This window comes from Bacteroides hominis (genome assembly GCF_033042785.2).
Lineage (GTDB): Bacteria > Bacteroidota > Bacteroidia > Bacteroidales > Bacteroidaceae > Bacteroides > Bacteroides hominis.
In genome coordinates this window covers 3117801-3131375 of sequence record NZ_CP178829.1, presented here as the reverse complement: position 1 = coordinate 3131375, position 13575 = coordinate 3117801, and the positions used below count along the sequence as shown (strand labels likewise).

The 13575-nt window shown below is 38.7% G+C and carries 15 protein-coding genes; 4 read left to right on the top strand and 11 right to left on the bottom strand.

Features of this window, described 5'->3' with window-relative positions; translation table 11 throughout:
* Positions 1–11: 11 nt before the first annotated feature.
* The 10 genes from R3O62_RS13045 to upbY form a co-directional block, all read right to left on the bottom strand.
* Positions 12–1031: a polysaccharide biosynthesis protein gene (locus tag R3O62_RS13045; protein ID WP_032533867.1), complete on the bottom strand. Its 1020-nt coding sequence runs from the start codon at positions 1029–1031 to the stop codon at positions 12–14.
* Positions 1024–2181, bottom strand: a complete 1158-nt coding sequence (gene wecB, locus R3O62_RS13040) for a non-hydrolyzing UDP-N-acetylglucosamine 2-epimerase (protein ID WP_032533868.1) — start codon at positions 2179–2181, stop codon at positions 1024–1026. Before wecB ends, R3O62_RS13045 begins: the two co-directional genes overlap by 8 nt.
* 18 nt (positions 2182–2199) lie before the next feature.
* Complete coding sequence (wecC, locus tag R3O62_RS13035) at positions 2200–3405, bottom strand: UDP-N-acetyl-D-mannosamine dehydrogenase (protein WP_032533869.1); 1206 nt, start codon at positions 3403–3405, stop codon at positions 2200–2202.
* A gap of 152 nt (positions 3406–3557) precedes the next feature.
* Complete coding sequence (locus tag R3O62_RS13030) at positions 3558–3836, bottom strand: IS66 family transposase (protein WP_050440929.1); 279 nt, start codon at positions 3834–3836, stop codon at positions 3558–3560.
* 431 nt (positions 3837–4267) lie between these two features.
* Positions 4268–4504: a hypothetical protein gene (locus tag R3O62_RS13025; protein ID WP_147398397.1), complete on the bottom strand. Its 237-nt coding sequence runs from the start codon at positions 4502–4504 to the stop codon at positions 4268–4270.
* 358 nt (positions 4505–4862) lie between these two features.
* Complete coding sequence (locus R3O62_RS13020; protein WP_155268051.1) at positions 4863–5036, bottom strand: hypothetical protein; 174 nt, start codon at positions 5034–5036, stop codon at positions 4863–4865.
* 975 nt (positions 5037–6011) lie between these two features.
* Positions 6012–6575 carry a dTDP-4-dehydrorhamnose 3,5-epimerase gene (rfbC, locus tag R3O62_RS13015; RefSeq protein WP_175636637.1) on the bottom strand — a complete coding sequence of 188 codons (564 nt, stop codon included), beginning with the start codon at positions 6573–6575 and terminating at the stop codon, positions 6012–6014.
* 13 nt (positions 6576–6588) lie between these two features.
* The gene (rfbA, locus tag R3O62_RS13010; RefSeq protein WP_317472856.1) at positions 6589–7476 is read right to left on the bottom strand and encodes a glucose-1-phosphate thymidylyltransferase RfbA; all 888 of its coding nucleotides are present in this window, start codon (positions 7474–7476) and stop codon (positions 6589–6591) included.
* A gap of 31 nt (positions 7477–7507) precedes the next feature.
* On the bottom strand, positions 7508–7990 hold the full coding sequence (locus tag R3O62_RS13005; RefSeq protein ID WP_005786815.1) for a UpxZ family transcription anti-terminator antagonist: 483 nt from the start codon (positions 7988–7990) through the stop codon (positions 7508–7510).
* A gap of 3 nt (positions 7991–7993) precedes the next feature.
* Positions 7994–8518 carry a capsular polysaccharide transcription antiterminator UpbY gene (gene upbY, locus R3O62_RS13000; RefSeq protein WP_005786813.1) on the bottom strand — a complete coding sequence of 175 codons (525 nt, stop codon included), beginning with the start codon at positions 8516–8518 and terminating at the stop codon, positions 7994–7996.
* Positions 8519–9039: 521 nt separating this feature from the next.
* Here upbY and R3O62_RS12995 point away from each other — a divergent pair.
* The 3 genes from R3O62_RS12995 to R3O62_RS12985 all read left to right on the top strand — a co-directional run bounded on the left by R3O62_RS12995 (position 9040) and on the right by R3O62_RS12985 (position 10720).
* Positions 9040–9378, top strand: a complete 339-nt coding sequence (locus R3O62_RS12995) for a hypothetical protein (RefSeq protein ID WP_005776605.1) — start codon at positions 9040–9042, stop codon at positions 9376–9378.
* A gap of 141 nt (positions 9379–9519) precedes the next feature.
* A complete protein-coding gene (locus R3O62_RS12990; RefSeq protein ID WP_005776603.1) occupies positions 9520–9867 on the top strand; it encodes an SH3 beta-barrel fold-containing protein in 348 nt (115 codons plus the stop codon).
* 49 nt (positions 9868–9916) lie between these two features.
* The gene (locus R3O62_RS12985) at positions 9917–10720 is read left to right on the top strand and encodes a DUF4373 domain-containing protein (protein WP_250702612.1); all 804 of its coding nucleotides are present in this window, start codon (positions 9917–9919) and stop codon (positions 10718–10720) included.
* 294 nt (positions 10721–11014) lie between these two features.
* On the opposite strand, the gene R3O62_RS12980 is transcribed toward R3O62_RS12985, so the two are convergent.
* Positions 11015–12286: an ATP-binding protein gene (locus tag R3O62_RS12980; RefSeq protein WP_317472855.1), complete on the bottom strand. Its 1272-nt coding sequence runs from the start codon at positions 12284–12286 to the stop codon at positions 11015–11017.
* Positions 12287–12499: 213 nt separating this feature from the next.
* Between R3O62_RS12980 and gmd the strand changes: the two genes are divergently transcribed.
* Positions 12500–13573, top strand: a complete 1074-nt coding sequence (gmd, locus tag R3O62_RS12975; RefSeq protein WP_234185272.1) for a GDP-mannose 4,6-dehydratase — start codon at positions 12500–12502, stop codon at positions 13571–13573.
* Positions 13574–13575 lie beyond the last annotated feature (2 nt).

Sequence of the window (13575 nt, the reverse complement as noted above, 5' to 3'; positions counted from 1 at the left end):
TATTATTTATCTTATTTATTTATACCTAACTCTTCTTTTACATAATCTAATGTTAAAAGCATTTCTTTCAACTCTTCCACATTTAAGCGATGCGTATTCTCTGAATTATACTCATGTTCTACTAACATAGGACCATCTTTTTGGACATATTTAGTATAGTTCAAATCCCGAAAATCTGCGGGAACACGATAAAATTCCCCCATATCCGTAGCCTTTGACATTTCTTCTTTCGTACACAATGTCTCATACATCTTTTCACCATGCCGAGGCCCAATTATGTGTATCTCATTATTCGCATGAAAAAGTTCTTTCAATGCAATAGCCAAATCTTGGATTGTAGCTGCTGGGGCCTTTTGAACAAACAAGTCCCCTGGTTCAGCATTTTTAAAAGCAAACAAAACCAAATCAACTGCATCATCTAATGACATCATAAAGCGCGTCATTCGAGGCTCTGTTATAGTTAAAGGAAGCCCCTCTTTTATTTGCTTAATAAATAAAGGAATAATAGATCCTCGAGAACACATCACATTTCCATAACGAGTAGCACAAATAACCCCTCCATTTGCTTGTACACGAGCATCTCGAGCTTTAGAAATAGCCAACTTCTCCATCAAAGCTTTAGTCATTCCCATAGCATTGATAGGGTAAGCAGCTTTATCAGTACTTAAAACAACAACTTTCTTTACATTATTACGAGCTGCAGCCTCTAATACATTTTCAGCACCATACAAGTTAGTACGAATAGCTTGCATTGGATAAAATTCACAAGAAGGAACTTGCTTCAAAGCTGCTGCATGAAAGACATAGTCAACCCCTGCCATTGCATTGTTGATAGTATCAAAATCACGTACATTGCCAATGATAAAATTTAATTTATCATTTTTATATTCAATGCGCATGTCTTCCTGTTTTTTTTCGTCTCTACTGAATATTCTTATTTCTTTTAAATCAGAATTTAAAAAATGTTTTAATACAGCATTACCAAAAGAACCTGTTCCTCCAGTAATCATTAACACCTTATCTTTAAACATAATTGATATTATTTACAATTCGCTCACTAGCTTTTCCATCTCCATAAGGATTCACCGATTTACTCATTTCTTCATAATACACTTTATCATCCAACAAAGTAGAAATACCATCTACAATCTTATCATAATTTGTTCCCACTAATTTTACAGTTCCGGCCTCCAATGCTTCGGGACGCTCAGTGGTGTCTCTCATTACAAGCACTGGCTTTCCAAGTCCTGGAGCCTCCTCTTGAATTCCACCACTATCAGTCAAAACAATTGTAGATTTCTCCATCAAATAAACGAACGAAAGATATTCCAACGGTTCTATAAAAAACAGATTATTATGGTTGGATAGATTATCTCCGAAAATTTCATGGATAGGCTTACGAACATTGGGATTTAAGTGCATCGGATAAACAAAATCGACATCTGGATATTTCTTTTTTAAGGTATTAATAGCCTTACACATTGAAATAAAACCATTACCAAAGTTTTCACGACGATGTCCAGTAATTAAAATTAATTTCCTTCCATTCTGCAAACGATTGATATCGTATCCAGTTTGTTTTAAAATACTTTCTAATTCTTTATTGAGTTCTTTATTATTTTTAATCTTATCAACAACCATATAAAGTGCATCAATCACCGTATTACCAGTCACAGTTATAGAAGATTCTCTTATTCCTTCATCCAACAAGTTCTGCTTACTTAATAAAGTTGGTGAGAAATGACAGGTAGTTATACGACTTGTTATCTGCCGATTCATTTCTTCTGGCCAAGGACTATAAATATTATGCGTACGTAAACCTGCCTCAATATGACCCACAGGTATTTGTTGATAAAATGCCGCTAAGGCCGATGCCATAGAAGTCGTTGTATCACCATGGACCAAAACGATATCTGGCTGAGACTCTCTCAACACATCACGCATCCCTGTCAAAACACGACTTGTTATATCATAAAGATCCTGCCCTTGTTTCATGATATTCAAATCATAATCAGGAGTGATTTCGAAGATGTTCAATACCTGATCAAGCATTTCACGATGCTGACCAGTAACACATACTATCGTTTTGAATTCATCCGGATGTTTTTGAAATTCTTTAACTATAGGAGCCATTTTTATAGCTTCGGGACGTGTCCCAAAAACCAATACTACTTTTTTCATAAAACAGAATAGAATTTATTATCTTTTGGAGATACCACAAAAGTCAAGAATGACTTTTGTCTCATCATAAGGAAGAGACTTGAACGAAGTATGAGCTACGAGAAATACTACAATATCAGCCTTTGTATAAGCCTCTTTATAGTCAGTGAGTTTGAAAACATTATGTTCTTGTACATTAGGTTCCACTACCATAATATCTGCATTATTGCAACTTTGCATCACCTTCGTCGTGATATATTTTGCAGGGGCTTCACGTAAATCATCAATATCTGGTTTGAAAGCTAAACCCATCATAGCAATAGCTGGTCTGCGATGATGTTCAAGTTCAAACTTTAACATGGAATTCTGAACTTTTTCTGCACACCAAAAGGCTTTGTAATTATTTATCTCACGGGCTGTAGAAATGATTTTAGATTCCATAGGAAAATTTGACGTAATAAAATAAGGATCAACCGCAATGCAATGCCCCCCTACACCACAACCTGGTTGAAGGATATTCACACGAGGATGTTTATTGGCTAAACTTATTAATTCCCAAACATTAATTCCTGCTTTATCGCATATCAAGGAAAGTTCATTTGCAAAAGCGATTTGTACATCACGAGAAGAGTTTTCTGTCAATTTACACATTTCGGCTGTTTTACAATTTGTACGATGCAACGTACCTTGTACAAAGTGGCTATAAAATTCAATAGCTTTATCGGTAGAAGCCTCATTTATACCACCAATAACACGATCATTATGGACTAACTCATAAATAACATTTCCCGGAAGAACACGTTCTGGACAATAAGCTATATAAAGTTTATCTTTCAATTCCGGACGTAAATCAAAAATCAAATCTGCCATTTTATCGGTAGTGCCAACGGGAGAAGTCGACTCTATCACATACAAATCTCCTTCTTTTAAGAAAGGAATTACAGCACGAGTAGCAGTCTCAACATAAGAAATATCAGGTTCATGATTTCCTTTGAAGGGTGTAGGCACAACCACAAAATACGCATCACTCACATCTGGTGTAGTAGAAGCCTTTAACCATCCTGAAGAAACTACTTCTTGAAGCAGTGCCTGCATACCTGGTTCAATAATATGCAATTTACCCAAATTAGTCATTTCAACTACTTTAGGATTAATGTCAACTCCGGTAATCTGAATACCGTGTTTGGCAGCAATAATAGCAGTGGGCAAGCCAATATAGCCTAACCCCATAAAACATGCTTTCATTATTTATTATTTTTTGTAAATGCTCGTAAGCGTTTAAAACATGATATACACCTTTCAGGCGAGTGCCAGTAGGCACTTGTCACTTATCTTGGATATTAAGTTTTAATTTGTTTTCACTAATTAGTTAGACTGATCGTCATAGGAAGCAGGCTCTAATAATCCGTTCGATCTTTCCAAATCTCCGTCATGTACTTGCAAAAGAAAGACCGGAAGCTGATCCCCGCCTGCTTGCATGTTTCAATAAAGGTATTATAAACGGCCGATCGCAAAGTTTCTTTCGTACTACAGAAAAACAGCCTATTTTTTCGCTGGACAGTTAAGGGGCGTATCGCCCGCCCGTCAGCAAGATTGCCTATCGTATATTCACCGTCTTTACGATAAGCAAAAAGCCGGTCCCAAAACTTATGAAGATAATTCAAAGTGGTTTGCATCAAATCACCCCCTCCTCTTCGAGCAATGCAACCAGATCCTACAGTCCATCACATAAGGCATCAACGATTCCATTAATACAAATATCATTACATTTTTCCTTAGTCTCAGTAGCTAACAGATTATCCCGGCGGTAGCCATCCTCATGCTTATAAAGTTTTGCAACCTGTTCCAAGAAGAAACGAGCCTTCCTATAGCCTTGATTATAGGCATCCTTGAATTTATTCCGCACATGGGCAAGGCGGCACCTCTATCAACTCATCATCAAGATACATATAGACATTATAGCCATCACTTTGCAAAGATTTGATTTGGGCGTCGTTCGAAAAATCCTTTAGGATGCTACGGCCATAGCCCCTCTCCTGCTCGGTACCGCCCGCATTCAGGCAGTCTTCATAAAAATTACAACATCTGCGTACTTGTTCACAAGGCACTACATATAAATTTTCTTGTACTCGAAGCAAGTCCGGTAACGGCACCACGTTTCATCTACATGCACATTCGAACCCAACTCTAAAGCGATACCCTTCAAGGCAGGAATCAACTTGTTGAGTTGAACCGTACCCTTGTCCACCCAAATGGGCAAATTCTGACGCTTCATCACTTTTAGGATTACCGTCCCGGCCGGAAGTTTCGAACAGTCACATTTATGTTCAATAAGATCATCCACGATATCTTTCTTATAAGTAACACCTTTACAGCCAGAACCGGAATATACAGGGAAGAAGCGTCCAACCAACCTGTATCCGTAGAGGTTGACGCGGATGTGCCATCTAAATCAGAACAGTCATCATTCCTGCTTTTCACAGGTTTATCCTTATCGATGCCCTTGCGGTTCTTCGAGGTATTATAATGATCATTGTTGACACGCCCAAACGGTTTTCAAGTTTCTTATTCGAACGTTACAACTCGGCATTTGCCTTGCGAAGTCGCTCAAGTTCATCTGTCAGTACAACTAATACGCTCAAGCAGTTTACCTTGCTCCTTGGAAGCAGACTTGAACTCAGACAAGCTCTCCAATACACGGTTCATCTGCTCCTGTTTCTCTTCCAGCTGCCCCAGAAGGAAGCATATACATAACGTCTCAGTTCATCGGATTCCATATCAACACAATGATTGGTGGCGATAGCAGAAGCTTTCAACTCCTGACGCTCAAGATAATCTCGCATTAATATCTGAGTATGTAATTCCTCTTGATCCATGGCCTTTATTTGACATAAAGATACGGAAAACCAAAGAGACGCACAAGTAAAAGCAACAACACATTGGAATACAGGCGTTTAACATAAAATATAAATTTAATTGTTATAGCCGTATAGCTCTAATCACGGGACTTTCAAGCACAGATATAAGACTTTTCCAGTCAATCTTATAAACTGTAATGCCTTCTTCCATTTCAATTCGCATAAAACGGTAACCGTTCGTAAAACTCTTCTCATGCAGATAGTAAACGTGAGGCTATCGATAAAGAATTTAAATATTCTTTTAGCCTTTCGACATGGGAATATAAACATCATCGGAAAGGTAATCTCGGTGATGACAGAAACGGATGATCTCGGAAACACGAGGAGCCTTGTAGCGCATATCGTGAAAACTGGGAGAATAACAGAAATCCTTCAAACTCGAAATCGCCAACATAAGCCCTCCAACTTCTCTACCAATTCTTTTAAACCACGGTAGTCTAATTTACTTTTACGGATATTCAGACTATCACGGGTCTGAATGGTGACCAAAATATTATCCGGGGTATTCGAGAAGTATTCTGCATCAGAGCCTTATCACTACAAGCCGGAACGGAGGCTCCTTTCACAAGGAAATCAGAAAAAGGAAACCTTCAATCTGAACCGGAACGATTCTCTTGCGAGTCTTCACAAACCAAGTATTAAAATTACGATAGAGAACACCTTGGATCAGACAAAAAGAATTAATTGAAATTCCTTTGGGGTTCACTCTCTGTCTAGTAGAGAAATTATACTTTTCAAAATCACTGCTACTGTACATAAAATTATTTTTAAATGTGCAACAAAGGTAAAGTCTAATCGAAAACAGGTCAACATGTCATTTTTGGACGCTTACCTGTGTCAAGAAATATAAAATAAAGAATAGAAAGTCTCCATTTCAATAGTATCTGACCAAAGACAATAAATAAGATAATACCAAAATATATAAATATCATATCAAAATCTAAAATAATTTACATCAGAATACATTTCTTTTAACGGTAAAGCATTTTTATCTTTTCTACTCAACACAACATCTTCCAATGGAATTCTCCAAGATATATTCAAATCTATATCATTCCAAGCAATTGTCCCTTCGGACTCTGGATGATAAAAGTTATCGCACTTATATTGAAAAACCACCTCTTCACTTAACACACAAAAACCATGTGCAAAGCCACGTGGAATAAAGAACTGACGATGATTGTCTCCAGTAAGTTCTACTGAAATATGTTTCCCGAATGTAGGAGAATCTTTACGGATATCAACAGCTACATCAAGAACAGATCCTCTAACTACCCTTACTAATTTACTCTGAGCAAAAGGTGGCTTTTGGAAATGAAGACCACGAATAACACCATAAGTTGATTTAGATTCATTATCCTGAATAAAAGTAGTTTTACATACTTTCGTTTCAAACTCTTCTTGATTGAAAGATTCAAAAAAATAGCCACGATCATCTTGGAAAAGCCTGGGTTCAATGATAACAAGCCCTTCTATTGCTGTTTTTATTATATTCATCTAAGAAAAAAAATTATTTTACAGATAATTCATTAATGACCTTCAATAAATATTGCCCATATTGATTTCTCAACATCAAATTCGCCAATGACTTCATTTTTGCTAAAGAAATCCAACCTTGCCTAAAAGCAATTCCCTCTAAACAAGCAACTTTCAGTCCTTGACGTTTTTCTATCACTTCGATAAAAGTGCTCGCTTCAGACAGAGAGTCATGCGTACCTGTATCCAACCAAGCAAAGCCACGCCCTAATAATTTGACCTTCAGTTTCTTATCTAATAGAAACTGTTGATTAACAGTAGTTATTTCTAATTCTCCACGAGGGGAAGGTTTGATATTTTGGGCTATCTCCACCACTTTATTCGGATAAAAATAAAGTCCTACAACAGCATAATGTGATTTAGGTATTTGAGGCTTTTCTTCAATACTGAGCACATTTCCCTCCTGATCAAACTCTACAACGCCATAGCGTTCAGGATCACTTACCCAATAGCCAAAAACGGTCGCTTTATTTTCTGATTCAGCAGTACGAACCGCTTCATGCAACATGTACGTAAAACCTTGCCCATAAAAAATATTATCTCCTAAAACTAAACAAACAGAATCACTGCCTATAAACTTCTCTCCAATAATAAATGCTTGTGCTAAACCATCAGGAGAAGGCTGCTCTGCATACTCAAAATGTACTCCAAAATCAGAACCATCACCCAGTAAACGTTGAAAACCCGGTAAGTCATGAGGAGTAGAAATAATTAGTATTTCTCGTATACCAGCTAACATAAGTACGGAGATGGGATAATAAATCATGGGTTTATCGAAAATTGGAAGAAGTTGTTTGCTTATTCCTTTAGTAATAGGATATAAACGTGTACCAGATCCCCCAGCTAAAACAATGCCTTTCATAAATCAAATAAATTAAAAAAGTAAAACTATTCTATTCCATTTCACTATAAGGATATGGATTCTCTTCCAAATTTCTCAAATTATTGATTGCCTCTTTTTTATCTTCAGAAAGTTCTTTATCTTTCCAACTTTCTATGATAGTATGCGCCTCTTTCGCCAACTCCTCTTCAAACACCTCACCATAACAATAAGTCAACAACTGGCATTTCAATAAAGTAGCAGGAAGTTGGTCAAGCACGTCCCAACAACGATTGAGAACAACTTGCTTTTTCTCCTCCTTGTCACCCTGATTATAGATGGTTGCATTGTAACCCATCAATAGTGCCAGACAAATGTTTGCCTCCTCTTCGGGAGTAGCACCGCGCTGAGGATACAACGCATCGGATTGTTCTAAAACTTCTTTGTTCAACTGACGGAAATGATCGGTATAAATAGGAGCACCATCCACACCTAAATAGAGTAACTCGTGCGCGAGACTCTGTAATTGTTCAATTTGAGAAGTGAGTGTATTCATAACTTAAATGACACGTAAATAACTTTTAGGAACTTTGACACTGGCGCTCAATACACCGGCAATACGAATAACAACATAAGTTTTGTTGGCCTCGCTGGCAAGTTCGCCCTCGACACCACAGAAATCACCTTTAACTACCTGAACCCTGCTACCGACAGATAAATGGTCATTATCGAAACTGACGCCATTCGGATCTAAATCCATGACAAATATGAAGTCCTGCATCTGTTTATCAGGAACTATCAGCATAGCCCTGGTAAGCAGGTCTTTCATATAAAAAAGCTGGATATTGTATTTATTAGAAATATCACAAGCATCTTGCTTGGTAGCTTGGATGAAGATAAGATTCTTAATAACAGGGACTTCCACCCGTTTTCGACGATATTTCAACTGCCGAATGACAAATTGAGTGGGAAGATAGTAATTGAGATCAAGTTCAGTCTTCAATTTTTCAAGAGAGTCACGAATAGCAAACTCTTGCTTATCTCGGGTACGGGCGGCAAACCAATACTTCTGTTGTTCAGACATTTACAATTTATACTTAGGGAAAATTTCCTTTGTTTCGGGTGCGCTTCGCGGTTTGAACGAGACATCTTTTCTCTTTCAAACCGTCAAATTTTACGAAACATTTTTAGAAGTTGAGAACGAACGAATGTGTTTCAAAAAACGTTCGTCTTTTGAAACGGCATTTTTGAATTTTTTTTCGATGAACAAATGAATATTGTAAAGTAGCTGAGCAGAAAACTTTTTCTGCTCTATATGTATTTGAAAATCAATAACATAAAATCTTTGATAAAATTTTATCCACTAAATATTTTGTACATTAAAACAGACTCCTTACCTTTGTTCAATCAAACGAACGTTTTTTGAAACAACACCTATATCTTAAGATAAATAACTAATAACAAGATCATTACACTTCAAGATTCTCCCTTTAAACTAAAAAAACTCCGGTATTCTTTTATATTTATATTTTTTTATACAAACTTTGTCCTTTCATAAATTCATTTAATAACTAACATTATGGAAGAAAAAAAGTAGTTATCTCATTGAATGATAACTTAGTAACCATCGAAGTAAATGGAAAAGTAATCTTTGCGGGTAAAGCCGACTTGCAATTCAGCCTCAATCAAAAGGTTAGAGAACCACTACGTATCACAAAAGGCAAAGGAAAGCTAATGGAGGCACTTACCGAAAGCTTTATCAAAGGCGGAATCAACGACATGGAAAACAGACCCATTGAAGAACTACAGGAAACAATAAAAGAATATCTCACCTTTGAATATCAGCGCAAAGGCATTGCTACAGAGCCTAATAAACGTTCTTTTCTATCAGAGCTGAAAAAATATGCCAGAGCATTCCGGAAAAAGCGAAATGAAAGCGAATAACCGATTGTTAAAATCCTGTAAAAGTCCCTTTCTAAAGTACTTTTACAGGATTAGTCTATTCAAAACTTATTACCGTACTTTGCCACGGGTAAAAATAAAAGCCCGACAATAACTCATTAATAAACTTAAAAAAAATCAATTATGAAAAAGAACAGGAAAGCAGTATCGAAAAACGAAATGATGAAAGGAAAATGGAAAAAACAAATCATGCTCGAAAAGGACTACACAGAACAGTGCTCCGAATGGATGGCAGAACGACTGGAAGCCCTTATAGAATATATGCAATATGGACATGCAGCCATAGCTTATATGAAACAGGACGGAACATTCAAACTGGTGAAAGGAACATTGGTGGGATACGAAAAAGATTTCGGAAAGCAGTATGACCCGATGGAAATAAAAAACACAGTAGTCTACCGGGATGTGGAGCAACAAAGGTGGATGACCTTCAAAATAGAGAATTTCATGGAATGGAGAGCGATCGTATAGGAGAATCTTTCAGTAACCAATTAATCAGCAACATAACAACTTAATAATTATGGCAACAACATACGATGGAATAAATTACTTTCCGATAGCTGTGAATTTTATGGAAGAGAACGCAATGGAGGTAATAGAAGCAAAATATGGCATGAAAGGACTCGCGATTGTACTGAAACTCCTATGCAAGATATATAAAGAAGGATATTATATTCCGTGGGGTGAGGAACAATGCCTTATTTTCGCCAACAAGACGGGAAAAGAGGCAGACGCAGAAGAGGTGCAGGGAATTATCGAGATAATGATCGAGAAAGGAATGATAGACAGGGGAAGCTATGCGGAACATAAAGTACTGACCTCTGAAGCAATACAAAAAGTATGGATAGAGGCAACCAAGCGAAGAAAGAGGAACTGGACAGCCATGCCTTATCTACTGATAAAACCGAAAGAGACATGCAATGAAGAAAAGACCGTCTGCCCGCAAAATGTAGAGCAGGATGCAGGCTCTGATGCAAAAAATGCATGCAATACCGAACAAAGTAAAGTAAAGCAAAGTAAAGAATTTCCCCCCTCAGCTCCCCCAAGGGGGAAGGAAGAGGAAGTCAATGCTACGCCGGTCAGTATGCCCGGATACGCATTTAATACGATGACACACAACTACGTGGGATTAATGGGAAACCTGGAACGATTCGGAATAACAGACGAAAAAGAGATCGAAGCAATCCTGAGACTGTCGGATTACGGGAGAAAAGGAACCCCTGTATGGAAACTGATTTGCAGCACGAACTGGAGTAACATCGGAGCAAAAGGAAAATACATGATCGCAGCATTGAACCGGGCAAAGAAAAGAAGCGGAACCTAAAAAAGAACTTTTCTGACAAACAGTACGTTTTTATATTCTGGAAAATGCTGTTTGCTTGCAATCAATTAAAGAATGCAGCTGTTTTCCTCCGGAAACGAGCACTGATTCTCAAGGGGTTGAAAAGCGATTCAAAAAGCACTAATACGAAGTTAAAATCGTGACTTCAGGAAGTTAACTTCCCGAAGATACGATTTTAACTTCATAATGTTATGATATTAACTTCGTAAACGACAAGATGTTAACTTCGTAAACGGCATCATCCGGACATCAAAGCAATCAAAAAAGATTGTCAGACTATAGTATTTCAGGCAGTTGCCAGACTTGTATGTGACGAATCCCTTCTTTGGAGGGCAATGTGGTATCGTCCATAGAAACGATCCACTTTTCATAATTGTCTTGTATCATCTCCAGCGTGTTGTACATTTGCTCCACTTGAAAATCATCATTGAGCAGAGGTGCACATTGCAAATACACAATGCGGTCTTTCTTCCTGCCAACAAAATCGACCAGTTTGCCTCCTCGAAGCACACCTACAAAAACGGTATATCCGGCACGCCGCAGTTCCAGATAAACCTGGTTCTCAAAGCAGGATTTTCGGGAACCGGCAAAAAAAGGATACAGATGGCGCATGAATGCCCAATCGTTAATATAGTATTTGCAGCTACCCAGAAGAATCTCTTTACTGCGGATCTGATAACGTTCCACGCGATGAATCAGAGAGGTGTCTTCCAGATAGCAGATATAATTGGCAACCGTATCATAACTCGTCTTCCGGTTCTGGGCAGCAAAGTGACTGACCAGCTGACCGATGGTAATCAACTCAGCGAGATGGGTGCACAAATAGACGAACACATCTTCGAGCAGGCGGGCATCCTTAATCCGATATCGACGGATGATATCACGAAACAGAATCGTATCGCGGAGAGCGGAAATGGCTTTCCACCCGGCCTCCGCATCCAGAAGATTGAAAAGAATGGGTAGTGCCCCCTTACCCATATAGTCCGCGTAATTTTTGCCGGTAGCCTCTACCCTCTCCAATATCCTGTGCTCGGAAAAACTGAAGGGAAATATCTCAAAACTGACGTAATGTCTGGCCAAAAGCTTCTCGGCTTCACCCGAAAGCATATCCTGGTTGGAACCACTGATAAACAGCTCGCAAGTATCTACAAAATCCTGTGAATGGGAATGGACAAAATGTTCCCAGCCCTCCACTTTTTGTATTTCCTCAATAAAAATATAGACTTTACCTACCGGATGGATTTTCTCACGATAGATAAAAAGCAAGTCGTCCAGATCACGATAGCCGGAAAGTACGCCCGAATCTGTGAACTTCTTACTTATATATAGAATGTTCCGTGATGAAACACCATCGGCAATCAACTGATAGATGATCTGCCGCAACAGGCATCCTTTACCTACCCCTCTCTGTCCGGTCAGGACCTTTACAAGGCGGTTACCTACATACCCGAATATACGGTTTGTGTAACTTTTACGGGCAAATTCCACTTTCGGAAGTTTTCCATTCCAGTAGTTGGACAACACCAATTCATCAAATATATCATTCATATATGAATTTATTTAAAATAAAATCTATTATATAAAATAGAATAGATATTTTAATATTAAAAAGTAGAATATTCATTTCTATTTTAATAAATTACAGCAAAGATAAGTTTTTTCCGTTGAAAAAAGAAAATAATTCAGCAGATAGATTGCCCGTTCTTATGAAAATACCGAATATTGCATCGTCAAAAAGATTATAAACTCAAAACAATAGACATGAAAAAAGCTCTTATTTCAGGTATTACCGGACAGGATGGTTCATTCCTCGCCGAGTTTCTTCTTCAGAAAGGTTACGAAGTACACGGCATCCTACGCCGTTCATCTTCTTTCAATACAGGCCGGATCGAACACTTGTACTTTGATGAATGGGTGCGCGATATGAAACAGAAACGTACAGTCAACCTGCACTACGGAGATATGACCGACTCAAGTTCACTGATCCGCATCATCCAGCAAGTACAACCCGACGAGATATACAACCTGGCGGCACAAAGCCACGTAAAAGTATCGTTCGACGTACCGGAATATACCGCCGAGGCGGATGCACTCGGTACATTGCGTATGCTTGAAGCTGTCCGCATCCTGGGACTGGAAAAACAGACACGCATCTACCAGGCTTCCACTTCCGAACTCTACGGAAAAGTACAGGAAGTACCGCAAAGCGAAACGACTCCGTTCTATCCGCGTTCTCCGTATGGAGTAGCCAAGCAATACGGTTTCTGGATCACTAAGAACTATCGTGAAAGTTACGGAATGTTTGCCGTAAACGGTATCTTATTCAATCACGAGAGTGAACGCCGTGGCGAGACTTTCGTAACCCGTAAGATCACGCTGGCAGCAGCACGCATCGCACAAGGCGAACAGGATAAATTATATTTGGGTAACCTGGATGCCAAGCGTGACTGGGGCTATGCCAAAGATTACGTAGAATGTATGTGGCTGATCCTGCAACATGACGTACCCGAAGATTTCGTAATCGCTACCGGCGAAATGCATACCGTCCGCGAATTCTGTACACTGGCATTTGCCGAAATAGGCATCAACCTGCGTTGGGAAGGCGAAGGCGTAAATGAAAAAGGAATTGACGCAGCCACCGGTAAAGTACTGGTAGAAGTCGACCCGAAATACTTCCGCCCTGCCGAAGTGGAGCAATTGCTCGGTAACCCGACCAAAGCCAGAACCGTATTGGGATGGAATCCATGCAAAACGCCATTCCCGGAACTGGTAAAAATCATGGTACGCCACGATATGGCCAAAGTGAAAAGAATGATTGCGACTAAACATGATTGACA

Bases quoted from the DNA above. Each gene is read 5' to 3' on its own strand.
- rfbA (WP_317472856.1), bottom strand. From the start codon at position 7,476: ATGAAAGGCATTGTTTTAGCTGGGGGATCTGGTACACGTTTATATCCT.
- R3O62_RS12985 (WP_250702612.1), top strand. From the start codon at position 9,917: ATGGCAACAACATACGATGGAATAAATTACTTTCCGATAGCTGTGAAT.
- R3O62_RS13030 (WP_050440929.1), bottom strand. From the start codon at position 3,836: ATGCAAACCACTTTGAATTATCTTCATAAGTTTTGGGACCGGCTTTTT.
- upbY (WP_005786813.1), bottom strand. From the start codon at position 8,518: ATGTCTGAACAACAGAAGTATTGGTTTGCCGCCCGTACCCGAGATAAG.
- R3O62_RS13020 (WP_155268051.1), bottom strand. From the start codon at position 5,036: ATGGATCAAGAGGAATTACATACTCAGATATTAATGCGAGATTATCTT.
- wecC (WP_032533869.1), bottom strand. From the start codon at position 3,405: ATGAAAGCATGTTTTATGGGGTTAGGCTATATTGGCTTGCCCACTGCT.
- wecB (WP_032533868.1), bottom strand. From the start codon at position 2,181: ATGAAAAAAGTAGTATTGGTTTTTGGGACACGTCCCGAAGCTATAAAA.
- gmd (WP_234185272.1), top strand. From the start codon at position 12,500: ATGAAAAAAGCTCTTATTTCAGGTATTACCGGACAGGATGGTTCATTC.
- R3O62_RS12990 (WP_005776603.1), top strand. From the start codon at position 9,520: ATGAAAAAGAACAGGAAAGCAGTATCGAAAAACGAAATGATGAAAGGA.
- R3O62_RS12980 (WP_317472855.1), bottom strand. From the start codon at position 12,286: ATGAATGATATATTTGATGAATTGGTGTTGTCCAACTACTGGAATGGA.
- R3O62_RS13045 (WP_032533867.1), bottom strand. From the start codon at position 1,031: ATGTTTAAAGATAAGGTGTTAATGATTACTGGAGGAACAGGTTCTTTT.
- rfbC (WP_175636637.1), bottom strand. From the start codon at position 6,575: ATGAATATAATAAAAACAGCAATAGAAGGGCTTGTTATCATTGAACCC.
- R3O62_RS13005 (WP_005786815.1), bottom strand. From the start codon at position 7,990: ATGAATACACTCACTTCTCAAATTGAACAATTACAGAGTCTCGCGCAC.